Annotated in this window: 22 protein-coding genes and 1 pseudogene; 15 read left to right on the top strand and 8 right to left on the bottom strand. The window is 60.3% G+C overall.

Features of this window, described 5'->3' with window-relative positions:
* Window positions 1–6: 6 nt before the first annotated feature.
* A complete protein-coding gene (locus AC5ZG1_RS11070) occupies window positions 7–708 on the bottom strand; it encodes a Crp/Fnr family transcriptional regulator (protein ID WP_130223759.1) in 702 nt (233 codons plus the stop codon).
* A gap of 208 nt (window positions 709–916) precedes the next feature.
* On the opposite strand from AC5ZG1_RS11070, the gene AC5ZG1_RS11065 reads away from it, so the two are divergent.
* The 7 genes from AC5ZG1_RS11065 (at window position 917) to AC5ZG1_RS11035 (ending at window position 6,610) form a co-directional block, all read left to right on the top strand.
* Window positions 917–1,567 carry an alternative oxidase gene (locus AC5ZG1_RS11065; protein WP_496132865.1) on the top strand — a complete coding sequence of 217 codons (651 nt, stop codon included), beginning with the start codon at window positions 917–919 and terminating at the stop codon, window positions 1,565–1,567.
* Window positions 1,512–2,009, top strand: coding sequence for a putative zinc-binding protein (locus AC5ZG1_RS11060; protein ID WP_496132864.1), 498 nt, complete (start codon window positions 1,512–1,514; stop codon window positions 2,007–2,009). The genes AC5ZG1_RS11065 and AC5ZG1_RS11060 overlap by 56 nt, the downstream gene beginning before the upstream one ends.
* Before the next feature lie 27 nt (window positions 2,010–2,036).
* Window positions 2,037–2,333, top strand: coding sequence for a hypothetical protein (locus tag AC5ZG1_RS11055; RefSeq protein WP_496132863.1), 297 nt, complete (start codon window positions 2,037–2,039; stop codon window positions 2,331–2,333).
* Between the two features lie 174 nt (window positions 2,334–2,507).
* Window positions 2,508–3,434, top strand: coding sequence for a lactate/malate family dehydrogenase (locus tag AC5ZG1_RS11050; protein ID WP_496132862.1), 927 nt, complete (start codon window positions 2,508–2,510; stop codon window positions 3,432–3,434).
* 180 nt (window positions 3,435–3,614) lie between these two features.
* A complete protein-coding gene (locus AC5ZG1_RS11045) occupies window positions 3,615–4,961 on the top strand; it encodes a cytochrome-c peroxidase (RefSeq protein WP_474417429.1) in 1,347 nt (448 codons plus the stop codon).
* Window positions 4,962–5,019: 58 nt separating this feature from the next.
* Window positions 5,020–5,784 carry an ABC transporter ATP-binding protein gene (locus AC5ZG1_RS11040; RefSeq protein WP_496132861.1) on the top strand — a complete coding sequence of 255 codons (765 nt, stop codon included), beginning with the start codon at window positions 5,020–5,022 and terminating at the stop codon, window positions 5,782–5,784.
* On the top strand, window positions 5,774–6,610 hold the full coding sequence (locus tag AC5ZG1_RS11035) for an ABC transporter permease (protein WP_496132860.1): 837 nt from the start codon (window positions 5,774–5,776) through the stop codon (window positions 6,608–6,610). Before AC5ZG1_RS11040 ends, AC5ZG1_RS11035 begins: the two co-directional genes overlap by 11 nt.
* Before the next feature lie 82 nt (window positions 6,611–6,692).
* Here AC5ZG1_RS11035 and AC5ZG1_RS11030 read toward each other — a convergent pair whose 3' ends face one another.
* Both AC5ZG1_RS11030 and AC5ZG1_RS11025 read right to left on the bottom strand, forming a co-directional pair.
* Window positions 6,693–7,049, bottom strand: coding sequence for a hypothetical protein (locus AC5ZG1_RS11030; protein WP_080663782.1), 357 nt, complete (start codon window positions 7,047–7,049; stop codon window positions 6,693–6,695).
* A gap of 626 nt (window positions 7,050–7,675) precedes the next feature.
* Complete coding sequence (locus AC5ZG1_RS11025) at window positions 7,676–9,004, bottom strand: glycosyltransferase family 4 protein (protein ID WP_496132859.1); 1,329 nt, start codon at window positions 9,002–9,004, stop codon at window positions 7,676–7,678.
* A gap of 903 nt (window positions 9,005–9,907) precedes the next feature.
* Between AC5ZG1_RS11025 and AC5ZG1_RS11020 the strand changes: the two genes are divergently transcribed.
* Window positions 9,908–10,780, top strand: a complete 873-nt coding sequence (locus AC5ZG1_RS11020; RefSeq protein WP_208820590.1) for a hypothetical protein — start codon at window positions 9,908–9,910, stop codon at window positions 10,778–10,780.
* A gap of 149 nt (window positions 10,781–10,929) precedes the next feature.
* Here the strand turns inward: AC5ZG1_RS11020 and AC5ZG1_RS11015 are convergent, their stop codons facing one another.
* Complete coding sequence (locus AC5ZG1_RS11015; protein ID WP_474417442.1) at window positions 10,930–11,244, bottom strand: hypothetical protein; 315 nt, start codon at window positions 11,242–11,244, stop codon at window positions 10,930–10,932.
* 15 nt (window positions 11,245–11,259) lie between these two features.
* Here AC5ZG1_RS11015 and AC5ZG1_RS11010 point away from each other — a divergent pair.
* Window positions 11,260–12,189: pseudogene (locus AC5ZG1_RS11010) on the top strand (glycosyltransferase family 2 protein); the annotation flags it as partial.
* A gap of 207 nt (window positions 12,190–12,396) precedes the next feature.
* Here AC5ZG1_RS11010 and AC5ZG1_RS11005 read toward each other — a convergent pair.
* On the bottom strand, window positions 12,397–12,525 hold the full coding sequence (locus AC5ZG1_RS11005) for a hypothetical protein (RefSeq protein ID WP_496132993.1): 129 nt from the start codon (window positions 12,523–12,525) through the stop codon (window positions 12,397–12,399).
* Between the two features lie 39 nt (window positions 12,526–12,564).
* On the opposite strand from AC5ZG1_RS11005, the gene AC5ZG1_RS11000 reads away from it, so the two are divergent.
* The gene (locus AC5ZG1_RS11000) at window positions 12,565–13,302 is read left to right on the top strand and encodes a hypothetical protein (protein WP_496132992.1); all 738 of its coding nucleotides are present in this window, start codon (window positions 12,565–12,567) and stop codon (window positions 13,300–13,302) included.
* On the top strand, window positions 13,299–15,647 hold the full coding sequence (locus tag AC5ZG1_RS10995; RefSeq protein WP_496132858.1) for a glycosyltransferase family 2 protein: 2,349 nt from the start codon (window positions 13,299–13,301) through the stop codon (window positions 15,645–15,647). Before AC5ZG1_RS11000 ends, AC5ZG1_RS10995 begins: the two co-directional genes overlap by 4 nt.
* Before the next feature lie 238 nt (window positions 15,648–15,885).
* Here the strand turns inward: AC5ZG1_RS10995 and AC5ZG1_RS10990 are convergent, their stop codons facing one another.
* Window positions 15,886–16,860 (bottom strand): Hint domain-containing protein, encoded by a 975-nt coding sequence (locus AC5ZG1_RS10990; RefSeq protein ID WP_474417433.1) that lies wholly within the window; start codon window positions 16,858–16,860, stop codon window positions 15,886–15,888.
* A gap of 179 nt (window positions 16,861–17,039) precedes the next feature.
* Here AC5ZG1_RS10990 and AC5ZG1_RS10985 point away from each other — a divergent pair, with 179 nt between their 5' ends.
* Window positions 17,040–18,068, top strand: a complete 1,029-nt coding sequence (locus AC5ZG1_RS10985; RefSeq protein WP_496132857.1) for a helix-turn-helix domain-containing protein — start codon at window positions 17,040–17,042, stop codon at window positions 18,066–18,068.
* A gap of 312 nt (window positions 18,069–18,380) precedes the next feature.
* Window positions 18,381–21,764 carry a tetratricopeptide repeat protein gene (locus AC5ZG1_RS10980; RefSeq protein ID WP_496132856.1) on the top strand — a complete coding sequence of 1,128 codons (3,384 nt, stop codon included), beginning with the start codon at window positions 18,381–18,383 and terminating at the stop codon, window positions 21,762–21,764.
* An 8-nt stretch (window positions 21,765–21,772) separates the two neighbouring features.
* Here the strand turns inward: AC5ZG1_RS10980 and rfbD are convergent, their stop codons facing one another.
* Both rfbD and rfbC read right to left on the bottom strand, forming a co-directional pair.
* Window positions 21,773–22,687: a dTDP-4-dehydrorhamnose reductase gene (gene rfbD / locus AC5ZG1_RS10975; protein WP_130223735.1), complete on the bottom strand. Its 915-nt coding sequence runs from the start codon at window positions 22,685–22,687 to the stop codon at window positions 21,773–21,775.
* Window positions 22,687–23,241 carry a dTDP-4-dehydrorhamnose 3,5-epimerase gene (gene rfbC / locus AC5ZG1_RS10970; protein WP_130223733.1) on the bottom strand — a complete coding sequence of 185 codons (555 nt, stop codon included), beginning with the start codon at window positions 23,239–23,241 and terminating at the stop codon, window positions 22,687–22,689. The genes rfbD and rfbC overlap by 1 nt, the downstream gene beginning before the upstream one ends.
* 109 nt (window positions 23,242–23,350) lie before the next feature.
* On the opposite strand from rfbC, the gene rfbA reads away from it, so the two are divergent.
* On the top strand, window positions 23,351–24,226 hold the full coding sequence (gene rfbA / locus AC5ZG1_RS10965) for a glucose-1-phosphate thymidylyltransferase RfbA (protein WP_496132855.1): 876 nt from the start codon (window positions 23,351–23,353) through the stop codon (window positions 24,224–24,226).
* Window positions 24,227–24,251: 25 nt separating this feature from the next.
* On the top strand, window positions 24,252–24,634 hold a 383-nt coding region (locus AC5ZG1_RS10960; protein WP_496132854.1), incomplete at its 3' end, for a GDP-mannose 4,6-dehydratase.

The raw sequence follows: 24,634 nt of genomic DNA, 5'->3' as shown, positions 1-24,634 counted from the left end.
CCCGAACTATTCTTCCTCCTCGTCTGCGATGGCCACGAGAGCATGCGGCTTGCACAGGACCACGCGGCACCGCCCGCAACTGACGATGCCCCGCTCCTCCCAGGCGCTGAGCGTCCTGCTGACGGTATGCAGGGTGGTTCCGACCATTTCGGCGAGGTCACGACGGGATAGCGGAAAGGCGATCTCGATGCCGCGCGCAGTTCGGCGACCCGACTGATGCGCCAGGCGAAGAAGGGTATGACCAATCCGACGCTCGACCCGTTCGGTCGACAATTCACGCAGACGGATCTGCATCTCGTGATACCGGCGCCCCAACAACGTGAGGGCGTTGATGGCAACAACGGGATAACGCTCCATGATCTGTCTGACGATGGCACTCGTCCAGCCGATCAGATGGCTATCGTCCACCGCGGTCACCGTGCCGGGATGGGTATCACTGCCCACAAGTGCCGCATAGCCTGCGACCTCTCCCGGACCAATATAGCGGATGATAATCTGCTGACCGTCCTGGGCCATCTGCGACGCCCGCAACCGGCCCGCGATCACGACACAAAGGGACGTCGTGCGGTCGCCCTGTTGAAACAGGATGTCGCCGGCGGCGAGCCGCCTTCGTCCCGCTGACGCCTGAAGGAATCGGAGCGCTTCCGGAGGAGTCCCCTGAAACAGTTCGGTCCGGGCGAAAAGATCGAGGTCCGGAGAGTAATCCATGCCGCCGACTTCATGCTACACATCTGGCGGTGTACCTCCGCTGTCACATAGTAGTGTGGGGCAATGCCCTCCAATTTGAGCCAGCGCAAATAGTTGGATCGATTATTCCCGATAATGCCAAGGCTTGTCCTACAAGAGGAAAGCCCCTGCCCGCCGACCCAGAGACGGGGCGACTGATGCCGAGGCGTGCCCCAACACGGGATCGAAAATGCTGCTCGTCAACAAGACGGATCTGTTTCGACATCACATGCCAGACACTCTGGCTGACCGGATTGCGCTGGGCATCGTGCGCGCGGGCGCATCGATGGCCGGCACCCTCTTTGGCGGTCGATACGGCCATCGTGTCGTTGTGCTCGAGACCGTGGCCGCGGTCCCGCCGATGGTCGCCGCAACGTTGCTGCATCTCAAATGCCTGCGCCTAATGCTCGACGATCGCGGCTGGATCCGGACCTTCATGGACGAGGCGGAGAACCAGCGCGTTCATCTGATGTCGTTTATTGCGCTGGCTCAGCCTCGCGCCTGGGAACGTATCCTGATTGCCATCGCGCAAGCGGCATTCTACAATGCTTTTTTCATTCTCTACTTGATATCCGCCCGGACAGCCCATCGCCTGGCCGGATATTTCGCCGAGCAAGCGGTCCGGGGTTACTCGGAATACCTCATTCGGCTCGGATCTGATGATCGCAGCAGCGACGCGGCACCCGCATCGGCCATCGCGTATTGGAATCTACCGCCGGATTCGGATGTCACTGACATGATCCTCGCCATGCGCGAGGATGAGGCCATCCACCGCGACTTGCACCATGCCTTCGCCGACGCGCTGGCGGCAGGTCAGGCATTTCCACGCGGCAACGCCTGAGGCGATTTTTCTGGCTCAATTGGTGACCTGCGACAAGAAACGGAAAATGGCGCGACGAACCGATCTGCCCCTGGTCTATTCCTGCTCTGGCTGTTCAAGCGCCGCTCAGCTGGCGAACCATCTCGCGATCCGACTGGATCGAACCGGGAAAGCGGAAATGTCCTGCGTCGCGGGGGTCGGAGGCGACGTTCCTTCGCTTGTACGAGTTGCGACCTCGGGGCGGCCAATCGTCGCGATCGATGGCTGCGCGCTCAAATGTGTTCAGAGTTGCCCGGCGCGACACGGTGTCCAAGCAGCAAGTCACTACGATCTCACGCAGTTCGGCGTAAAGAAACGATTCAGGATGGACTTTGATCCTGCTCAAGCTGACGAGCTATTCGAACGCATCGCCGACGCTCTGTCAGAGAGATTCACCGAAATGGTCGTCGAGAATCGTACATAGTTCCAGGCCATGCACGATCCGTCATCGATGGCATCCGGCCGTATACCCAGCGGCTCTGGCGCGAGCTTCCACCTGCTTCCAAGTGGCGCTTCCCGCGTCGATCCCCTTTGCATCGGCATCGAGACCGGCGCCGATTGTGCGATCGTCAATCGCGACGGCGCTCCGTCCCGGCGGCTATTCGCCGTGGGTCCACTCGCCCGCGCCGCCTTCCAGGAGATCATTGCGATTCCCGATATCCGCACTCAATGCTCCACGCTGGCCGCCCTGCTTGCCGCCCAAGACGAGGAACGGCAGTTCGAGCGTATCGGCGCGCAATCGCCTTAGCTGGTGAATTCATCCGCACGACGGACTGTCGTCTGCCACACGCGTCAGCACTTTCGAATAAGCACGACGCTTGCGCTGAAGCGCCGGTGCATTCGCTTTATCGCTCAGCACGCTGCTACTATACTGACGTGGCGGAAGGGCGTGTGTCCGATACCTGCGCTGGAGCAATAGAGCATGCGAAAAGTCGGAATTGTCGGGGCTGGCGCGGTCGGCGCCGCCTGCGCAATGGCGCTGGGTCTTCGGCGCAGTGCGGACGAAGTCGTCCTCGTGAACAGGACACAGGCGAGGAGCGTCGGGATCGCCACGGATATTACGTATGGAGCGGCGATGGGGGACGTGACCGCCGTTCGAAGCGGCGACATCGCGGATCTGACCGGTTGCTCGGTCGTTCTCCTCACTGCCGGCGTCAACGAAAAGGCCGGAGGCGCAACCGATCGGAGCGACAAGGAAGGCCGGCTGAAGCTCCTCACCGCCAATGCCAAGATTTACCGGGAACTCGTTCCCGCCATCGTCGCTGCTGCGCAAGACGCGGTGATCATCGTCGTGACCGATCCACCTGACCCGCTCACCGATATCGCCCGCACTGCTGCCGGGCATGAGCGCGTGTTTGGCACCGGGACGTTCCTTGACAGCCTGCGCTTCCGGACGCATCTCGCCCGTCACTTCGGCGTTGCTCCGACCGCCGTAGATGCCTTGGTGCTTGGCGAACATGGCACTTCAAGCGCCTTTCTCTGGTCCTCCGCGCGAATTGGCGGCAGTCCGGTCGAAGCACTTCTCGATCGGCCGGCGGAGACGAAAGAGCAGATTGAACGGGATGTCCGGCAGGCCAACATCACGATCATCGAGGGCATCGGTGCCAGCCAGTACGGGATCGGAATCGTATCCGCGCGGATCGCCGAGGCGGTTCTGCGGGATGAGAAGGTTATGCTTCCGGTATCGAGTCCCCAGAAAGCATTTGGGGTCAGCCTCTCCCTGCCCTCGGTGATCGGAGCAGCCGGCGTCGAGCGCGTTCTCACGCCGCAGATGAGCCAGCAGGAAGAGGCAGCGCTACACGCAAGCGCCCGGCGCATCGCGGACGCGTCCACTCGTTTGAAGCAGTAGGACGATCGCTTCCAGCCGCGCGTTCGTTCGGACAAACCTGCGTGCGGATCGGAAATACAGGCCACCGCCACACGTTTACCGCAATAGCGGTGCCTTGCGAATGCCGAAGGGACGGCCGACCGCCCGCAAGGTCGTGCCTCGCCTCCTCGCGAGGACGAAGTTGTCCTGAATCCACCTTCTTTGGAATATCTGCTCAGCGCAACGGCAAAGGCATATCGGATGCGCGCCACGTCATTCGCGGCCTTGTTACTCCTGTTGCCTACTCTGTCGGCGACTGCGGCTTCGACCGTCAGCGAAGATACCAGCTTCGGACCACCGCCGGCGCTGGAGCCAGGCAAGGCGCCCCCACTGCCCCAACCGGGGCCGCTGGCGGAGCCCCGCTCGTCAAATCAGGTCGGCTTTCCCGCGGCGCTGACGGCATCGGCAATCCCACCAGCCAGCCCGCTTACGCCTGACGCGGTTGCGTTGGGTGAGAAACTGTTCTTCGACGGGCGGCTGTCGGATGACGGCACCGTCGCCTGCGCCACATGTCATGATCCGGCACGCGCCTTCACAGATGGGCGGCCTGTATCGATCGGGATCCATGGCCGCGCCGGTCAACGCAATGCGCCAACGATTCTGAATGCGCTCTATAACAAGACACAGTTTTGGGATGGCCGGGTCGATACGCTGGAGCAGCAGGCGGCCCTGCCGGTCACCAACCCGTTCGAGATGGGTTCGTCCAGTATCTCCGCTGCCGTATCCCGGATCGCCGGCGATAAGGACTATCAGGTGCAGTTCATGCGGGCCTTCGGCCGGGACGTGAACGAACAGGATATGCTGCGCGCAATCGCGACCTATGAACGGACATTGGCGTCTTTCGATTCTCCCTTCGACCACTTCATCACCGGAGACGCCGGCGCGATCAGTGACTCTGCCAAACGCGGCTGGGAATTGTTCAATACCAAAGCCCGCTGTAACCTCTGTCACGCCTTGGCGGACGATAAACGCGATGTGACTGTTTTCACCGATAACGATTTTCATAACATCGGCATCGGAATCCTCCGGCACCGCGTTGGCCCCCTGGCGCAGCAGGCGGAACGCGAGCTTGCACAAGGACGCCTGCCGGATGTCGACACCGCCGCGATCGCGAGCGATATGTCTGTCCTTGGGCGTTTTCTGATCACGAAACGGCAGAACGACATCGCCGCATTCAAGACACCTGACTTGCGCAATATCCTGGTGACGGGACCTTACTTCCACGACGGATCGATGCAAACGTTGTGGGACGTCGTCGATCACTACAACAAGGGTGACGGCCTCACCGATCCCTGGCTCGACGAAGACATCCAGCCGTTGGCCATGACGGAGGCAGAGATTGATGATCTGGTCGCATTTCTTGCTTCACTGACAAGTTCTCCCTACAAGGAGGCCGGCGACCACGAGTACGCGCGGCAACTCGCGTTATCCAGGGTTGATCGCCCACAGCGGGACACTGCGCGGGCTTTCGGCCCGAAGCCGTCGCAGCCGAAGCCGCCACCATTTTGATGGGATCGCAAGTTTAGCGTACCAGGATTGATCAGCGCATTGTATCGAAAGAGGCCCTGTGACAAACTCCGCCTTATCGAACGATCCCGGCGAGGCGGCAGCGTTCGCGCACGCGCCCGGCCAAGGCGAGAACCGTCCCAAGCCAGGGATCGCGATGCTCGAGACCAGGCATTTGTCGCGGAGCGTCGGACAGCGGCTGCTCGTCAATGATGTCAGTGTGCAGGTCTCGGCTGGTGAGATTCTCGCCGTCGTCGGCGCGAGCGGAGCCGGGAAGTCGTCCTTCCTGCGGCTGCTCAACCGGCTGGACGAACCCACGGCCGGCACGGTTCTGCTGGCGTCCACCGACTACCGGTCAATTGCGCCGCAAGAGTTGCGGCGGCGGGTCGGCATGGTCATGCAGACGGCCTTTCTATTTCCCGGCACAATCGCTGCGAACATCGCTTTCGGACCGCGCCAGCGCGGGGAAGTCATGGCCCCGACGCAGATCGCAACGCTGCTCGAGCGGGTCGGCTTATCCGGATTCGCTAACCGTGACGTCGGCAACCTTTCCGGCGGCGAGGCCCAGCGCGTGGCACTGGCTCGAACGCTGGCAAATGCTCCTGAGGTTCTGCTGCTCGACGAGCCGACCTCCGCGCTCGATGAGACGTCCGTGCGCGGGGTCGAGGAGCTCATTCTCGGTATCATCCGAGAACGGCGAATGGCCTGCGTGATCGTCACACACAACCGTGAGCAGGCCATCCGTCTCGCAGACAGAACCACGATCATGGAAGCAGGCCGACTTGTCGCGATCGGCGCAACCAGGGAGGTGCTGCATGCTGACTGAGCTGGAGAGCAGCATAGGAAGCGACGTTCTGATGGGCCTTGCCCAGGCCGCCGGCGCCATCGCGCTATGCGCAGCCGTAGTGGCGCTTTGCCGGTGGCACGCCGTCCGCGTCGAGCGCGAGGCTGCCGTGTCGATGGCGCGCGGCCTCGTGCAGATGGTTCTCGTTGGGATGGTGCTGGCGGTGTTGCTGCATGGCAACTTGCTGATCGGCACGCTCATCCTGTTGATGATGACGGTCGCCGCGGCATTCACGGCTGCTCGCCGCCTCCAGGGATTGGAAGGCGCGCTGCTGCTGTGCTTCTGGGCAATCACCGCCGGCGCCGGAACCGTGATCGCGGCGATGCTTGCGACCCGGAGTCTTCGGGCCGACATTGCGATCCTCGTCCCTGTCGGCAGCATGATCATCGCCAATGCGATGAATGCATGCGCGCAGGCCGCAGAGCGCTTCCGGGCCGAGATCGTCGCCCATGTCGGACAGATCGAGGCAGGCCTCTCGCTGGGCGCGGAGCCTGCCGTTACGGTTACGCCTTATCTTCAGAGCGCCGTCTATGCGAGCCTTCTGCCTCGACTCGATATGCTGAAGTCTCTCGGTTTGGTGTGGATCCCCGGAGTCATGGCCGGCATGATGGTCTTCGGCGCGAGTCCGGTCTATGCCGCCATCTACCAATTCGTGGTCGTAGCCATGATCCTGGCTGCGTCTGGGATTACCGGTCTCACGGCTACCCTCCTCATGCGGTCACGCGTGTTCACCTCAGCGGCGCAGTTGGCGCTTCGGCCTGCGGAAGCGTCAACGTCGGGCCCGGCGGCGACGCGGGCTCATCCATAAGTCGGACAGGCTCGGTCATCACACGCCCTGCGCAAACCCGTTCGGACTTGTCGGCGCGAGCTGGTCGAACTGCTCGACTAGATCAACTCATGCTGCCAGGCATGAAGCATCGCGGTTTCGGATGACCATCTTGATAATAGGGCCACACCATGGTCCGACCCGAGAGGTTCGGCCCATCTACGACAGCTTCCCTGGGAACGTCGACCCATTCGCCATCGATGCGCACCCGATAGTGACCATCCTTGCTTTCCCAATCGGCGTCATCGACGCGCTTGGCATCTGTGCCGTCACAGCATGGGCCCTTGCCGCTGTGCAGGCTCTCATACCAATGGTTCAACTCGGGGTGCCCAGAATCGTGAGCGCGGGCGGACCCGAATGTAAAAATTGACAGCACGACAGCAAGAATAAGAAGCGCTGGCCGCCTGCAATCCGTACTCATTCCAAGACTAATCCGTGCTGCGATCATATCCGATACCCAACTCCAGTATGCTGGTCGCGAGGCTCGCAAATCACGTGCCACCAGGTCACTGGTGCAGCACTAATTTTGATCTCCGCGATGATTATTTTGCGGGCAGGCTGATCGCATTCAGAGTCTCCTCGTTGCGATCGAAAACAATCGCTGCGCAACGATCGGTGACGAACGCTGCGAGCGCTCCCTATGCCAGCCACATCATTGTTCTGCTTTTCGTGGAGATATGACCGACGTTGTCTACGTCAATTATATGATTTATCTCATACCATCACGTTGCCGAGAGAAGTCACACTCATCGCGCCTGACTTCGCTGGGTTGTCAGCGGATACGGCGATGTTCGTAGTCGCTCGCGATCGATTGATCGTTCGGGTCCGACATCATCACGCCTGTGTCACCGCGAGAACGAACTTCTCGAAATAAATGTGCCGTCGACCAGCCAAACGTAGCAACATGCCTGCGACCGCGATCAACCGTTTCGGATGGCCAGCACACATAACGGTCGACGTCGCCATTTTTCGGTGCGTCGGAAAATAGATGTCCTGGATAGAGTCCCGCGTGCCGCGCGGCCTACGAAGGGCCGGCGCCCTCTTCGCCTACATTCCCAATCCCGCCGCGGCGGACGATTTCCGGGAAGCACGCTTGGTGCCTTGCGGCAGGTCTGACAGCGAGCGTCCCGGCCAAAAGTTCCGTGGCGATGACATCGATGGCAACTTCAGATCGAGAAGGCGACGCATTCGCGGTATGCAGACCTGCTCTGCGTCATAGTGATCGATAACGAAGCGGCGGGCGGCCTGTCTCATTGACGAGAACTTGGCGGGCTCCTGCAACGCCTCAATCACGCGCTCGGAAAGTTCATCGACCGCAAAAAAAGGAACCAGCAGCCCGTTCTCGCCGGAACTGATGACCTCGCGCACTGGCGGCGTATCAGACCCAATCACCAGGCAACCGGCGCTCATCGCTTCCAGCGCCGACCAGGACAGCACGAAGGGATAAGTCAAATAGACATGTGCCGATGATACCTGGAGCGCGGAAATGAACGTCTGATATGGGACGCCACCCATGAAATGAACACGTGATAGATCCAACTGATCGCGGACCTCATCGAGGAAGATCGACTTCCAGGTCTTGCCAGCCGGCGGAGGAAGTCCATACGACAATCCATCCCTGCCGATGACGACGATCTGCGCGTTGGGTCGCCGCCTGAGGATTTCGGGGAGAGCACGCATAAAGACGTGATAGCCTCTGAGCGGTTCGAGATTGCGTACGACAAACGTCACAATTTCGTCCGACGATCCCACTTCCCGGCCGTTCGGCAGCATGAGGCGCGTCTGCGGATTCGGTCGCACCCGCGATGTATCAATTCCTTCATGAATCACTTCGATCTTGCTTTGATAATGCGAGGGAAAGGTCGATTGCTGCCAAGTGGTAGGCGAGATTCCAAGGTCGCAATCTGCCAGCGCTAGCAATGTCGTCGCATTCTTCAACTGCAGTCCGATATGGCCATCCAATCCGGACATCGGAAATTCCGGATCGAATCCGATGTCCCGCCCCTCGGCCCCGTAAAAGAACTCGCAATAGACCAACAATCTTGCCTTGGGGAACATCGTGCGCAGTGGCAGGGTCTCTCCCCATCCCGGATGGCCCAGAATCAAGTCGGGTGCGAAGCCCGACGCCGCCAAGGTCGAAAGACTGTAAAGCACTTGCTCAGCGCGGCGGCACTCAAGGTCGAATCGCCTTGCGAAAGGATGGGTTCCGGAAACATCTGCTTCGGGGAGCATATATTTAATCAACTTAACCGAAGGCATCGGCTGCGCGCTCGATGCACCGACAGCAACGAGCTCGAAGCCGGGTTCGTTAGCCAACGCGGCCGCCAGATTGCGGTACTGTGCCGGGAAGTTATTGTGAACGAATAAAATCTTCATCGACGATGCTGTGGCCTGTCTGCTTCAAGCGGTACGATCAATGCAGAACGAACTGAAGCTTGCGCGTCGTGGTTATAGCAAGAATTTTCTGTAGCGAAGGCATCAATCGCTAATCGCCGAACGATAGTTCGGCATTCGCACTATGTAATGACAAAGTTCCCTATGATTAGAATGCTGCAATTCTGCATCAGCAAGAAGCTTTCGTTCGATCTGACATCTTCCTGCCCCAAAATTCGTCGATTAGTCGCAACTCCATGCAACTTTTGGTTTTGCTTTGGGCATCCAAATGTTGAAACTCAGTGTAGTCTCAGGAATGCAAGGGCAAGCGTGTGGGCAACGCTATGAAATTCAAACGACCTCCTTCCGACTGCCAACCGCAAATCCAGCATCTCGATCTGAGCAGCGCTGAGAACATGGCCGACTCCATCGCACTGCTGAGAGATGAAAACGACAGGCTCCGGCGGATGGTGGCATTATTGAGTGCAGAGACTGAGTATATCCGTCGCTCTCTCTCGTCATCAGTATCCACTCATTGGCGCTCGTCCTCACGCTTGAGGGCACTTCCTTGACTTGCCGTTGCTGACGGAGCAGGTGTCTTGCTGTGGATAACCAGCTTCGCGCTTCGGCAAAGTCGAGTTGGCAGTCACATCATTCTCGCCTCAAGCGTCTTGGATGGCTCTCTCCGCTGCGTTTCGGCGCGCCGGAGCACGTTCGGCTGCAACACCCACGATTGAAACGCGAAAAGACACGAATTGCGATCTGTGGTTGCATGGCCTGCTTAGCCATTTGCCCGAAGTTTGTTGAGCTCGCGATATCAAACATGTCTAACTTTTGGGCGACGACATATGATATGCTCGCTAACCGAAGTAGATTACAATTGTTACGATTTGTTCGGGGGTGTTGATGAGCGACGCTGAGCAGCAAAAAGTGGTGAACCTCGACCGCGGACTGTTCTTCGTGAATTACAGGAGTGCGGAAGACTCCCTCTCTCCACCTCATGTTACGGTCGCACCGGCGCTAGGCCACGAAAGGCGGATGGAGATCATCCTGCATCCCGATGCGACCGAGCCAACCCTTTGGGAGCCGAATTCCGGCTTGGTTGTCCGAGTCAACACGCCCGGCACTTTGCAGGTCCAAGTCCAGCCCATGCGACTTGGAGGATCGCAAGCCGCCGTGGTTCGCATCGAACCGATCCAATCCGGCCGAGCCCGCGTCGTCACGGCGCAAAGCGAAAGCCTGGGCTTGCATGCCAATGCCACGACGGAAGGCCTGAAGGTGCTTGGCCATGTGGCGGGTCGCGGCGACGTCACTGTCGGACCCAACGCATGGATTGCAGGTCCAACGGCACCGTCCCGCGTGGAAGGCGTGGCCCTGGAATGGCCGGAGAAGCCGGTCGGTCTTGATATCCGCTATGCGGTTCAGTTCGCCAACGGTCAGGCCGGGAGCGGCAGAATGGTCCCGCTCGGCGCCTACGCCGGTACACGCGGGCGGGCCCTGCCCATTACGGGCGTGGTCCTGGAAATGAGCGGCACCGACGAATTGGAGTTCGTCGCGGAGGCAGGGTTCTTGAACGCACCGACCTTGCGCGCAGTCGGCAAACGCGTGGTGCTGTCAGGTCCGACCAATCGCGAACCTCTGGTTGGCATTCGCATTGGCATCGAACGGATTGCAGCCGCGGAACAGGTCGCGGCGCCTGTGAAGCCGCGAAAGCCTGCCGGTTCGGGGCGGGTCCGTGTGTTCCGCAGCCGGCCGCGCCAAGAGAGTCCGGTTACCTGAAGCGATCCGGACACTCAGACTTCGGAGCGCCGGCAAGCGACCGCAATCGGTCAGGGCACGGTTAAATGGTTCTCGGCACCATCATTGGCGCCCCAGCGCTCGTCGGACCTCGCTCACATATCGCGCTCGAGCGCCTGGCGGCGCAGGCGCTAACCGCTCAGGACTTTATCGCAGCATTCAAATATGCGGATCGACGCTGCCGTATTGAACCGCCGCCGGCCGCCCATTGCTTCATTCTCCGCGCGGAGGCGAACTGGAAGCTTGGACGCGGCGAAGCGGCGCTCGCCGACCTCACCGAAGCGCTTCTTGTCGATCCTTCCGACGTCGGCGCCAACCGTCGAATGCTTGCCTGGGCCACTGACGATCGGCGGCGGGTCGCGGCTGCCAGTCTGATAAGCCGTGACGGCAATCCGGCGATCCTGCGAGCTGCCATCGCTGAGCTTCGGCGTGCCGGGAATCGGCATTGGGCCGCCTGTTCGGTGTTTGACAATCATGTGACAGGTTGGATCGCCTGGACCAAGGCGGCCACGATCGAAGCGAGCCTTGCGACCGAAGACGGCACGTTAACGAGCCTTCTCGAGCCCAATTCATTTCATCCCTTGGCCAGCAGGGACGTTCAGGCGACCGCCTTTCTCGTTAGGCGGCCACCTTCCAGGACCCCTCAGACGCTGACATTGAAATTCGACGGCGAGATCTTCCAGATCCGGCGGCTCGCCCCCAACCAGTCTCCGCAGGCGCGGGTCCGAGCACACGCGCGTCCCTCCGCTCCGCCAAGGCCTCGCACCTCCGCCCCCACCGTCATCGTTCCTGTCTATCGGGACGTCCAAGCAACGATCGACTGCTTTGAAAGCCTCGTTAAGGCAAGAGCTTCGCGCGCGTCAAGAAAAGAGCCGTTCCGCATTCTAGCCGTCGATGATGCCAGCCCCGAGGTGGAGTTGCGACGCTATCTCCAAGAGCTTGCTGCGGCCAACACGATCGACCTCGTTGTGAACGCGGTAAACCTTGGCTTCGTCGGAGCGATCAATCGTGCGCTGGAGGAGGCGCCGACGGGCGACGTCGTGTTGCTGAACTCCGATACCGTCGTAGCACCCGGCTTTGTTGATCGATTGGCGACGGTGGCGCGTTCGGCACCGAATATCGGGACGGTCACGCCGCTTTCCAATAATGGCGATATCTTTTCGTTCCCGATGCCGAATGACGTCAATCCGATGCCGAGCTATGAGCAAATACTCGAGATCGATCGTATCGCGGGCATTTTCGGCGCCGGCGATGCAATCGACGTCCCAAGCGGCATCGGGTTTTGTCTCTATATCACGCGCGCCTGTCTCGATGCCGTGGGCGGGCTGTCGGAAACGTTTGAGCGCGGCTATCTCGAAGATGTCGATCTCTGCCTTCGCGCGCGCGCCAAGGGCTTTCGCAATGTTTGCGCGCCGTCGGTCTATGTCGGGCATCACGGCTCTAAATCCTTCCAGCACGAGAAGCGAAGCCTGGTGCTTCGCAACCTGGGCGTTCTGGACCAGCGATTCCCAAACCATCGGAACGAATGCCGCGCGTTTGAGAGCGCCGATCCGCTGCGACCAGCGCGCGCTGCACTCGAGGGCGCACTGCCCTGGTCGTCAGAACCGTCCGTGCTGATCGTTGGCAATCAACGCTTCTGCGCAGCCATAGCCGAGGAGCGAGCGCGCCACCTCTGCCAGCATGGCGAGCGCGTGGTTCTGCTCTTGCGAGAGCGCGATGTCTTCCATCTCAAGGCCGCGGACGGCACGAGCCCGCAATCGATTCATTTGAGGCTCGGCACGGAAACGGACATCGCCGACGCCGCCGAACTCCTTAGACGGCTGCATGCAAAACGCGTCGACATCGTCGAGCCGAATCCGTTGCCGGAACTGATCGATCTGATGCGGGCACTCAACCTTCCGCTCAATTTCTGGCTGGTGAGAGGAAACCTTGGCGAAGCGGCCGTCGCGCTTCCCGGCGGGACGCCCCTCCTCGTTCCCAGCAAAGCGGCCAAGGCTTTTGCCCAGGCTCGGTGGCCCAAACGCAACATTGTCCTCCAGGATTGGCCAACTCCCTCGCTCGACCTGCCGCCGTTTTCCGGCTCGCGAAAATCGCTTGTCATCGTTCCCTCTGCGCCCTCGCCCGTATCCTTGCGCATCATGCGGAGCCTGGCAGATTGCCTGCATCGGCGGAAACCATCCCGATCGATCGTTATCGCTGGCACGACGTATGACGACGATCGCCTGATGTCGTACCCAAATGTCTTCATAACCGGCGCGGTTGCAGCCGGCGAGCTTGGCGATATTCTGGCACCGCACGATCCGGGCTGGCTGCTCACCGATTTCGAAGAACCAATATTCGGCCATCCTCTGATTGAGACTGCAAAGCAAGCTTTAAGACCTGTCGCATATCGCGACTGGTCGGGCGGATCGCCCAGCCCGCGCAAAGGCGACCTTGCCCTTCCTGCCAATGTAGACGAGGCAGGACTTGTCGATGCGGTAGTCGATTGGGTCGAACACTCATGAGCATCGCGCGCGTCATCCACACCGCACCGGCGGCCAAACCGAAACTGATCAGCCGGCTCGCGCTCGCTCACGACAGTACTGTGTCGGGCTTCGTGTTCGATCCCGAGGCCCCCGAGCGCCGCTTCACCGTCGATATCCTGCTCGATGGTCTGGTCCTGAGAACGACCTACGCCGATTCCCTCGTCATGGAGCTCTTTGAGCAAGGACTAGACGGCGCTTACGGATTTGCGGTGACGCTCGAACCGAATCTGCTCCAAGCCGCGAGCGTCCTTGAGGCACGCCTCGCCAATCTCGGAACCCCCGTCGGCCATCCTATCGACCTGGAGAATGACAGCGCACTTGTCGATCTTCGACCGACCAGCGAATTGCGCTGGCTCGGTGGTTTGCATTTCGAAGGCTGGATCGACAGCGAAATCGCCGCCACGCTTGAAGCGATCGTCGATGGAGAAACTGTCGCACAGGTCCGCGCGACGGCCTGGACGCACATCGGCGACAATGCCAACGGGCAAGGATCCCGCAACGCCCGCGCTTTCGATTTCCATGTCCCGCAGCGCTTCGCCGACGGACGTGTCCATAGGATTGGATTGCGCAAAGAGGACGGCGAGCAGGTCCCGGCAACGGCAGTCTTTGTCGCGTTTCCCGATGGCCTTGCCAGAATGATTGACGCGATCGGAGGGCACGGCGCCGAGCGCCTCCGCGGCAAATTATACGATCAGCTCATTCCGGCCTCGCTTCCCCTCGCCGACTATGCGAATTGGCGCGATCGCTTCCCGTTGCCAGAACCGCAGACGAGCCGGCTTCAACTGGCTGTCGTCATCGCCGGCACCGACGGAACTCAGCAAACGCTCTCCACCCTGGAAACGCAGAGCCACGAAAACTGGACTGCAGGCGTGATCGACGGTCAGCCGCTTTGCATCGACAGTGACGCCCTCCTGGAGTTTCTCGAAGACGCCGCATCTGATGCGCAACACGTCGTCGTCACCATGGCGGGCATGTCGCTCGAACCGAACGCGCTGGCTCGCATCGCAGCCGCATTCGACGCCTATCCGGATGCTACGGCCGCGTACGGCGATCTTGACTTCCTCGCCGGCGATGGCCGCCTGTGGCCGCTTGCGTTTCCGGCGTTCGACTACGAGAGGATGCTCGAGCAAGGGTATTGTGCGCACCTGTTCGCGGTCCGACGAGAAGCGCTGCTTGCCGGGCTTGAGGCTCGTCCCGACAATCTCTATCGACTTTTCAACTGCCTGCTCGACCATACCGATCCACGACAGGCGAACATCCTGCACTTGCCGGGAGCCTTGGCGACGCTACCGAAATTCAATCGGGTGAATGCCGCCTCTCGGCTTTCCGCCGCGAGCCACATGCATCTGCACGCGCGCGGCATCGGGGCGGAGGTGAGCCAGCAGCAAGGCAATCTCTTCCCCGCGGTCCGAATCAAACGGCCGATCGCGCACGAGCGGGCGACCGTGATCATCCCGACCCGCGACCGCCTCTCGTTGTTGCGCACCTGCCTTGACAGCATTGCGCCGGCGGTCGAGCGCTGCCGTGCCGATATCCTCGTCGTCGATAATGATAGCGCCGACCCGGAGACGATCGACTATTTCGCAGATCTGCGCCGACGCGGCATCCGGACTTTGCGGATTGAGGGGCCGTTCAACTTCGCACGGCTCAACAATCAGGCCGCCACGATGCTCGACAGTGACGTCTTATGTCTGCTCAACAACGATATCGAGGCAAGCTCGGACGACTGGTTTGAGGAGATGCTGACGCGGCTGGCCGAACCGAACGTCGGTGCCGTCGGCGCGCTCTTAACCTGGCCCGGCGGCGTTGTGCAGCATGGCGGCGTCGTCTTGGGAATGAACTTCGCGGCGACCCACGCATACACCGATAGATTTGGCGATGATCCCGGTTTTGTTGATCAGCTACTCGTCGCGCACGAATGCAGTGCGCTAACCGCGGCCTGCCTCGTGACCCGACGAAACGACTATCTTGCCGTCGGCGGAATGGACGAAGCTCGCTTCGCAGTCGCATTTAACGATGTCGACTATTGTCTCCGCCTGCGCCAAACCGGAAAGCGCATTGTCTTCACGCCGCACGCGAAGCTGGTCCACGCCGAATCCGCCAGCCGAGGCAAGGACGATCGGGCGGATCGCCGAGACCGGTTCGAGCGTGAGCTCAGTCTGCTTCGCGCGCGCTGGGGCGAGTTGCTCAATGACGACCCGACCTACAATCCGCAGCTCTCACGCGATGGAATCCCCTATAGCGGCCTGGCTTGGCCCCCGGGACCGCGCGACCCCAGGTTCAACAATCTTCCTCCTGCACGCGACATACCGCCAGGATTTTAGCGGCATCGCTGGCCACAGCATCAGCTCGCCTAGAGCGTGATGACTTTTCTTCGAATCAACCTCCCGCTCTAGCTCTTTGTTTGAGCGTGATCTTTTTTCGGAAAACCGGTCTCCACTTTTCCGGATCACGCTCTAATCGCCGCCCCGACGACGTCGGCGAAAGGATATTGCCCTTTGCACGGACGGGGGTCGGACGGCGGCCGTCTTGTCTCGATCAACGTTGAGGCTTCAACAAATCCTACGCCACCTCGACGGCAGTTTGGCTGGCGCCGATCGCTTGCACCCGGGCGGCAAGCATAATGCGCGTCCGAACAGGCACCTGACGCTGCGACTTCGCGCGCGGGTATGGCAACTCTCTGACCGATTTACCGTTTGGATAAAGGGCTTCGTGCTCGGCCCAATTGTCGAAATGCAACCGCTCGATGTTGTCGACGAACGTCTCGGCCGGCGTGCTCTCGGCGAAAATCAACGAGTGATCCTCGACCTCCACATGATAATAGGCGAAGGTCGTCGGTACATTGTGCTCTCGGACGATGGACGTGCCGTTGACTAGCGCGCTCGCCTGAATCAGAGCACCATCGACGAGGACCGCATGGTCCGGCGAAATCAGGAGATCCCGGGAGGGCACGCCCTCAGCCAGTGCGCCGGCCTTGATGCGGATCGGCAGAACGCGCATCTTGTCGGCGAACCTCGTCGAAACCGTCTGAATACCGAGCCAGTCGACTGTCGCCACTCCACCATCCTGAGTTAAGACCTGGTCACCGCGCGTCAAAGTCTCGACAGGTACTTCGCCAGCCGGCGTGCCAATCAGAGTACCGGCCATGAAACAGATGGTCGTACTGCCGCTGGTAATGGTCACATCACCGTTATGCCCGTTCAGCTTGCCCGAATACTGGGTGTCGGTCAAAAAAAACGAACGTCCATCGCCGTCCAGGATGATAATCCCGCTGATCGTGTTGCCGTGATCCTGAACGGTCGCTGCGCCAACGAAAGTGTATTTTCCCGTCTCAAGATCACCCAAATCAGCGCCAATCTTCGCGACCTTGATCTTGTCGCCGGCAAAGATCTCACCGCCGTTCGGATCTTTGACCTTCACGCCGCCTGCCACGTAATCCACAAAATCGGTCTTCGGATTGGCATCGTCAATTCGGTAGCTCGCCTTACCGCCGTAGGCCAATGCATAGGCGTAGTGAAACGTCTCGCTAGTCGCCATCGAACCCCTCACTCTGAATGTTATGGATAAGTTAACATTATAAAAACACGTTAGCGTTCCGATAACCTTTGCGCAATCCGGAAAGGGGCCGCTGAGACGGTTCGGCAAAATATTGCGATAATCTGCAAATTCGCTTATCGATCATCCCTGATAATATTAGCTTTGAAAGATAATTGGGAATGATGATTAGATCGTACCGGTGGAAGCCAGCCGGTGATCAGGAAGAAGCGCAGACATGGCTCGCCACCTACCATCCCATTTATGTAAGTAGTAAAGTCCCCCTCCTTGGCCCCGGAGGATCGCAAGAGATTTGGGCCGGTCGAATCTTTGTGCTTAGCCAGACTAGCTGCGCGCATGCCGAGCTGGTCCGGGGGGCAACGGCGGTCTCAGGCCGCGCAGTCGATCACTTCGCCCTCCAAGTCGTGATGGGCGGCTTTGTTGAAATGCATCATCATGGAGGCACGGTGACTGCCCGCGCCGGGGATTTGCTTTTGTTGGACCTTCAGGCGCCGGTTCGGCTCATCCGCGGCACCGATAACGGTCCCAGTGCTGACCTGACGCTCTGGATACCACGAGCGAGCCTGCCGGCGAAGTTCGCGGATCTGACCGCCAGACATGGCACGCTGGCCAAGGCAGCCGCCCCGGGCGCCTCCGTGGTCTCCGCAGCCTTGCAGGCCATGCTTGCACAGGTCCACCTTGTCACTGCCGCGGAGATGGATGAAATCGCGTCGGGCATTGCGTTGCTGGCGGTACAGATACTGACCTTGGAGGCGAGACGCAATTCAGCCGTTGAGCCTTCGGATTCGCTGCCTCTCGACAGCTTTGTCATCATCAGTCGCTACATTGAGAATCATCTTGCCGCGAAGGACCTGAGCGCCGACAGTCTGGTCAAGACGTTCGGCCTATCCCGAGCCTCTTTATATCGTCTCTTTGAACCAACTGGTGGTGTTGCATCCTACATCCGCGCACGCCGCCTCGCCCGCGTTCAACAGGAGATCACGGCTGGGGGACTCGGCAACAGACGGATAGCCCCGATCGCCTACCGCTACGGATTTCGTAGCATTCCCGCATTCAATCGGGCCTTTAAGAGCACGTACGGCCAAACGCCCCGAGAGGCGCTCACGGCGAAACGATCAAGCTTACCCTCCCCCGCTGGTTCGTCTCACGCGTTGGGACAACTTGCGCAATGGCTCTTGGACGTTTCGTGACAATCTTGCCGCGATAAATCCGGCCGTTGACAATTCCTCTTTGCGGGACGACGACTGCAGCAATAGCCCGCGCAACCGATGTCGGTTCATCTACGCCAGCGGATAATGAATTGCGTCGCCCTCCACGATTAAGCCGTCTTTTTGAGCTGCTTTTAACAAACGGTCGTTGTTGTTTTAGCCGCCCGATCGTAGGCATGCACCCGTCGTTTAGCTGATTATCTGTCGCTTTTCTGTCATGTTCGATCTTGAAGACCGTTTCGCTTGGCTGATGCGCTCGATCTGTCCAATTCAAACGCTGGAGTCACACCCAGCATGAATGACGGACAGCCGGCAAAAATGCTTATCGAGCAAGGCCGGCGAATTCGAGCGACGGGCGATCGCACAGCTTCACTCGCCGCATTCCTCAGGGCGACGGAGAGCGACCCTTCCAACGTCATTGCAACCGTTGAAAGCGGCTATGATCACCTGCATCTGGCACAGATCCCTCAGGCACGCTCCATGTTCGAGCGCTCGCTCGCGCTGGATCCAGATAACAAGCCGGCCTTGATCGGCCTCGGTCATACCCTGCGACATCTGCGGGAGTTCGAAGGTGCCGCACAATCGTTCCAGCGAGTCCTGCAACTTGAGCCTGGCCATGCCGGTGCCAACGAAGGACTAGGCTATGCACTGAAATCCTTGGGCAGGAACGAGGATGCGCTCGCAGCATTCCAGGCTGCAGCCCGCGCCAATCCGAGAGACATCAGACCACATATTGAAGTTGCACACATGCTGCGCGATCTCGACCGCAACGAGGAGGCCGTCACCGCGCTGCGTGATATAGTCGCGCAAGACCCCAATAACACTGCCCATCTGTTGACGCTTGCGCGTTTGTTGCGGCAAACTGGCGCGGCAGTCGAAGCACTCGACACTTTCCGAAAGCTTGCGGAACTCGATTCCGCCAATCTCGGGTTCAGAATCGAGCTTGGGCATCTTCTTCGTGAAACCGACCTCATCGACGAGGCGCGGGACGTCCTTGAAAAGGTTCTGCAGGAGGCGCCTCTCAATATCAGCGCGCTGAATGCTCTCGGGTGGACGCATCGCAAGGCAAATTCTCTTGAAGCTGCCCAGGTCTGCTTCGAGAAAATTCTTGAGATCGAACCAACCAATGTCGGAGCTTTGCACGCGCTCGGTCTCGTCGAACGGCAGCGCGGCGGCCATGAAAATGCGCTCGTGCTGTTTGCTCGCGCGAAGGAAGTCAGCCCAAAGGCCTTCCATATTCGCCTCGAGGTTTGTCACTGCCTTCAGAACTTGAAACGCTTCGGCGATGCCATCGACGAATTCAGAGAGGTTCTGCGCGAGTGGCCCCGAAGCCGCGAAGCTCATCTTGGCCTCGGTTATGCCATGCGCGCTTCCGGCAAGGTCGAGCAGGCACTGGACGCGTTCGACGAAGCCGCCCGCGATGATCCCTCCCACCCAAACGGCTTGATCGAAGCGGGACATACTCTGCTCCGTCTTGGTCGACCAGCCGAGGCCGAGCAGCGGTTTCGCGGCGCGCTCGATCGATCACCAGGCAACGCGGCCGCGTTGGTCGGTCTGAGCTATGCCCTCCGCCGCCTTGGGCGCGCCGGCGAGGCGGAAGAAGCTTTGCGTCAAGCTCTTCTGCGGGAGCCTGGCAATCACGGTGCGCGTATCGCGCTGGCGCACCTTTTGGAGGCTGGATACCGCCTCGAAGAAGCCGCCGAACTTTTGCTAGAACTCATCTCCAGACAACCCGAGCATGCCGAGGGTCTCGCCGCGCTGGGCAATATCCGTCGGCGTCAGGGCGATCGCGAGCAGGCTTTGGCGTTTTTCCGCCGAGCTTCGAAGGCGGATCCGACGAATATATCTCGCCTGACCGACATCGCGATCGAGCTTCGCGATGTCGGGCGGTTTGAAGACGCCGAAATGCTGCTCGATAAAGTCCTCGCCGTCAGTCGGGCCGATGCGCGGGCATTGCTGCAGCGCGGGCAACTGCTGCGTCGCCAGGAACGCCGATCTGAGGCTCTTGCCGCCTTTTCGGAGTTGCTGAGGCTTGACCCAAACAGTGCGCAGGCGATGGTCGAAGCTGCCGCCGAAGAGCGTGCCCTTGGCCGCCCGGATGTCGCCAGGCAATGGCTGGAAAAGGCATTGGATATCGAAGTCGATCACCTCGAGGCGCTGCTTGCTCTGGCCGACATCGCCTTGCAGAGTGACGATGCCGATACGGCGCTTGCGCTATATCGGCGGGCTGGTAAGTCGCATCCGACAAGCGTCTGGGCTCGGCTGGGGGAAGCGCGCGTCTGCTTTGAGCTTGGCGAGCGCGATCGGGCGTTCCAGGTCGTGACGGCGGCGCGCGAGTGCCTTGGTCCTCACCCTGAAATTGCGGGCGTCGAGGTTGAGTTTCTCAGGCATATGCGCGACTGGACGAGGGCCCAGGAAGTGCTCGATGACGCGCTCGCCGAAGCACCGCGGCCGAATTTCTGGTTGTGGTCCCACAAAGTGCAGATTGCAACGATGACCGGCCAGTACGACGCTGCCGCGCGTCTCCTGCAACAGGCGCCGGCATCGGGCACCGTCGCTGAGGCCCGCGTGGCCCTGCTCGGCGGACAGCTTGCCGAGGCGCAGTTCCGCTACGAAGAGGCGATTTCGCTTTACCAGCAGTCGATCCGTTTGAATTCCGGAGATGCCTGGTCGCACTTCGAGCTCGCCCGCGCCGCCCTCATGAATCTCGACGTCGATGTCGCCCGTGCCGCGCTCGGCGCCTTCATCCAAGTCAGCCAATCGTCATTGTTGCTGCGCGGGCAGTCGCTCAGCCCATCGCAGAACCATGTCGGCCAGCTGCTCGATGAATTTCTGCTCGATAGTGAGGCTCTGGCGACGCTGCGTCGCATCCGCCTTCGTCCGCCCGATTCGCAATTCGAACCGTTGAGGGAATTGATCAGGCAACACCCGGACTATACGCCCGCAGCGATCATCGCCGCGATCGCGCTGCGCCAGACCGGCCAGTTTCAGCAGGAAGCAACTGTCCAAAGCTCCCTGAAACGTACCATCCCATGTACGATCGCGCAGTTCTGGGATGTTACGCCCCCGGAGGATGTCCGCGACCTAATGAAGTCATGGCAAGAGCTTCATCCGACGTATCAGTGGACATGTTTTGACGACCAGAAGGCGGTTGCGTTCCTGAACGAACATTACGGACGCGAGATCGTGGACGCCTATTTCCGCGCGCCATTCCCTGCACAAAAGGCGGACATCTTCCGTCTGGCATTCCTGGTTGCTCGTGGCGGAATCTATGCCGACGCGGACGATCGTTGCCTGATGCCGGTCGACAGCTTCATTCGGCCCGATGCGACGCTGGTTGTTCATCAGGAAAATTACGGTTCCATCGGCAACAACTTCATCGCGGCAACGCCGGAGCATCCGGTGCTGGCTCGGGCGCTGGAGCTTGCTGCGGCGGCTATACGCCGCGGTGATCGCGACCTCATCTGGCTATCGACCGGTCCCGGACTGTTGACTCGTGCGTTTGCTCAAGAGTGGGCGGCGCAGCGGCCGGTCGGCCTACTCAGAAGAACGCAGGTGATGAACCTCGGAGAGCTGCAGCACTCGGTCGGAATCCACTGCCCGGTCCGCTACAAGTCGACCGAACTGCACTGGAGCCGATCGGCCTTCGCACAGAAGGCCCTCCGCCGGCGAGGGTAAATCAGTCGTCAGCGGCTCGCCGGTGCTTGTAGCTTGACCGCGAACTCCTCGAGCTCCGCTGTCAAGGCATCCTGCCAAGCCGGCGTGGTCACTCCAAACCGATTTTTCAGCCGCGACAAATCGAGCCGAGAGTTACCGGGCCGCTTGGCCTTGGTCGGGAAATCGGCGGTCGCGATCGGAACGATGGTCTCCACGGCGAGCTCCACACCGCGCGACTTCAGGCCGGCGACGATGGCGCTCGCGAAGCCATGCCAACTGGTCTCGCCGGTGCAGACAAGGTTAACCACACCACTGTTGCGCACAAGCAGCCCGTTCAAGTCCGAGAGGTTTGGCAGCACGATGCCGGCGATCGCGTCGGCAATCGCGCTCGCCGACGTCGGGGCGCCGATCTGGTCGGCGACGATGCGCAGCTCTTTGCGCTCGCCGGCCAGCCGCGCGATCGTGCGCAGGAAGTTGGCTCCCCGGGCGGCATAGACCCAGGACGTGCGCGCGATCAGATGCGGCCCGCCGGCCGACTGGATCGCCGCGTCGCCGGCCAGCTTGCTGGCGCCATAGACTGAGAGCGGGTTCGTGGGACTGTCCTCGCGCCACGGCTTGTCACCAGAGCCGTCGAAGACATAGTCGGTGGAGAAATGCACCAGCGGCACGCGATGCTGTGCCGCCCATTTCGCGATCATCTCCGGCGCCTTGGCGTTGACGAGGAAGGCGAGTTCGCGTTCGTCTTCGGCGCGATCCACCGCGGTATAGGCGGCAGGGTTGATGATGAGATCTGGTCGGAAACTGTCGAGCCTCTCAGCGAGCGTCTCAGGCTTAGATAGGTCAAACTCCGCGCGGGGCGGCGCGATGGTCGTGCCATGCTTCGCCAGCAGCGGCAGCAATGCGCCGCCCACCTGGCCATTGGTGCCCGTCAACAATATCCGCATCAGATTTGCCCATAGACTGGAAGGTTTTCCACGTCGGCTAACAGCGGTGCCACGGCGTCCTTGGCCGACAAAGACGGCTTTTCGACGCCCCAGTTGATGCCGATCGCAGGATCGTCCCAGCGGATCGAGACCTCATCCTTGGGACTGTAAAGATCGTCGCATTTGTAGAAAAAGTCGGCGGTTTCGGAGAGAACGACAAAGCCGTGCGCGAAGCCACGGGGGACCCAGAGCTGTCGCCTGTTCTCTTCGCTCAATTCGACGGCAACATGGCGTCCAAAATTCGGGCTGCCGACCCGCACGTCGACGGCGACATCCAGCACCTTGCCGCGTAGCGCGGTGACTAGTTTGCCCTGCGTAACCGGATTCTGCAGATGCAGCCCGCGCAGCACGCCAAAGCTCGAGCGTGACATGTTGTCCTGCACGAAAGGCCGCGCGATCCCGTGCTCGGCGTACCGGAAGGACTGATAAGTTTCGACGAAAAAGCCGCGCTGATCGCCGAACAGCTTGGGTTCGATGATGAGGACTTCGGGAAGCTCGGTCTGGATGACATTCATTTTACAACACTTCGAAATTGCTGGCTCACGATGCTATCACTGCATTGATAACAACCTTGTGCACTTCACATTATATGTTATGTTTTGTGATAGCAAAACGTGAGGGGCTATGAAGGGCATTATCCTCGCCGGCGGGACGGGCTCGCGCCTTTACCCCGTGACGACGGTCGTATCAAAGCAGCTTCTGCCGGTCTTCGACAAGCCGATGATCTATTATCCGCTGTCGACGCTGATGCTAGGCGGAATTCGGGACATTTTGATCATTTCGACGCCGCAAGACAAGCCGCTGTTTCAGCGGCTGCTCGGTGACGGCGGCGAGATCGGCTTGCGCTTCGCCTATGCCACGCAGGAGGCGCCCCGTGGGCTTGCGGACGCATTCATCGTAGGCCGCGACTTCATAGGCTCGGACTCGGTCGCGCTTGTGTTAGGCGATAACATTTTCTACGGGCACGGATTGCCGGAGATGCTGTCTGCCGCTTCGTCGCGCAACCAGGGCGCGACCGTGTTCGGCTATGTCGTCAATTCGCCCGAGCAATATGGGGTCGTCGAACTCGATCACACCGGCCTCGCGCTCTCGATCGAAGAGAAGCCGAAACAGCCAAAGTCGAACGTAGCCGTCACTGGGCTATACTTTTATGACAACGACGTCGTCGAGATCGCGGCTCGGATCAAGCCGTCGGCCCGCGGCGAGATCGAGATCACCGACGTCAATAACGCCTATCTCGAGCGCGGTGATCTCTATGTCGAGGTGCTCGGCCGCGGCTTTGCCTGGCTCGATACCGGCACGCATTCCTCCCTAGTCGAGGCGAGCCATTTCGTCCAGATCCTTGAGCAACGCCAGGGTTTGCGCATCGCCTGCCCCGAAGAGATCGCGCTGCGCCAGGGCTATATCTCGCTTCAAGCGTTCGAGAAGGTCGCCGAGAAGACCGCGAAAAGCAGCTACGGCGAGTATCTGAAGTCCGTTGCCCGCTCGTATCAGGGCTGATTCCACTGCATGGAGGCGATAGATCATGCGCTTTAAGGGCTCGACTATTTTTGTCACCGGCGGCGCCGGCTTCATTGGTTCAGCCGTGGTGCGTCATCTTCTGCGAGACAGTCACGCCCGCGTGGTCAACATCGACAAGCTCACCTATGCCGCCAATCTCGACTCGCTGCCGGCAGCGAAAGAGAACCTGAACTACGCCTTCGAGAAGCAATGCATTTGCGATGGCGCCGGGCTGCGCCGCCTGTTCGAAAAATACCAACCGGACGCTGTGATGAACCTCGCCGCCGAGAGCCATGTCGACCGCTCGATCGACGGCCCCGGCGAATTCATTCAGACCAACATCGTCGGCACCTTCACCATCCTGCAGGAAGCGCTGCGCCATTGGCGCACGCTCTCGCCCGAGAAGCG

It is taken from the genome of Bradyrhizobium sp. Leo78 (genome assembly GCF_059512425.1).
Note: the sequence above shows the minus strand (reverse complement) of the source record. Positions and strands in the feature narration are given on the sequence as shown.

Coding starts and splice junctions, on each gene's coding strand:
- AC5ZG1_RS11055 (WP_496132863.1), top strand. CDS start 2,037: ATGGCATCCGGCCGTATACCCAGCGGCTCTGGCGCGAGCTTCCACCTG.
- AC5ZG1_RS11030 (WP_080663782.1), bottom strand. CDS start 7,049: ATGAGTACGGATTGCAGGCGGCCAGCGCTTCTTATTCTTGCTGTCGTG.
- AC5ZG1_RS11070 (WP_130223759.1), bottom strand. CDS start 708: ATGGATTACTCTCCGGACCTCGATCTTTTCGCCCGGACCGAACTGTTT.
- AC5ZG1_RS11020 (WP_208820590.1), top strand. CDS start 9,908: ATGAGCGACGCTGAGCAGCAAAAAGTGGTGAACCTCGACCGCGGACTG.
- AC5ZG1_RS11035 (WP_496132860.1), top strand. CDS start 5,774: ATGCTGACTGAGCTGGAGAGCAGCATAGGAAGCGACGTTCTGATGGGC.
- AC5ZG1_RS10990 (WP_474417433.1), bottom strand. CDS start 16,860: ATGGCGACTAGCGAGACGTTTCACTACGCCTATGCATTGGCCTACGGC.
- AC5ZG1_RS11065 (WP_496132865.1), top strand. CDS start 917: ATGCTGCTCGTCAACAAGACGGATCTGTTTCGACATCACATGCCAGAC.
- rfbC (WP_130223733.1), bottom strand. CDS start 23,241: ATGAATGTCATCCAGACCGAGCTTCCCGAAGTCCTCATCATCGAACCC.
- AC5ZG1_RS10980 (WP_496132856.1), top strand. CDS start 18,381: ATGAATGACGGACAGCCGGCAAAAATGCTTATCGAGCAAGGCCGGCGA.
- AC5ZG1_RS10995 (WP_496132858.1), top strand. CDS start 13,299: ATGAGCATCGCGCGCGTCATCCACACCGCACCGGCGGCCAAACCGAAA.
- AC5ZG1_RS11015 (WP_474417442.1), bottom strand. CDS start 11,244: ATGCCGATTCCCGGCACGCCGAAGCTCAGCGATGGCAGCTCGCAGGAT.
- rfbA (WP_496132855.1), top strand. CDS start 23,351: ATGAAGGGCATTATCCTCGCCGGCGGGACGGGCTCGCGCCTTTACCCC.
- AC5ZG1_RS11025 (WP_496132859.1), bottom strand. CDS start 9,004: ATGAAGATTTTATTCGTTCACAATAACTTCCCGGCACAGTACCGCAAT.
- AC5ZG1_RS11005 (WP_496132993.1), bottom strand. CDS start 12,525: ATGGAAGACATCGCGCTCTCGCAAGAGCAGAACCACGCGCTCGCCATG.
- AC5ZG1_RS10985 (WP_496132857.1), top strand. CDS start 17,040: ATGATGATTAGATCGTACCGGTGGAAGCCAGCCGGTGATCAGGAAGAA.
- AC5ZG1_RS11060 (WP_496132864.1), top strand. CDS start 1,512: ATGCCTTCGCCGACGCGCTGGCGGCAGGTCAGGCATTTCCACGCGGCA.
- AC5ZG1_RS11050 (WP_496132862.1), top strand. CDS start 2,508: ATGCGAAAAGTCGGAATTGTCGGGGCTGGCGCGGTCGGCGCCGCCTGC.
- rfbD (WP_130223735.1), bottom strand. CDS start 22,687: ATGCGGATATTGTTGACGGGCACCAATGGCCAGGTGGGCGGCGCATTG.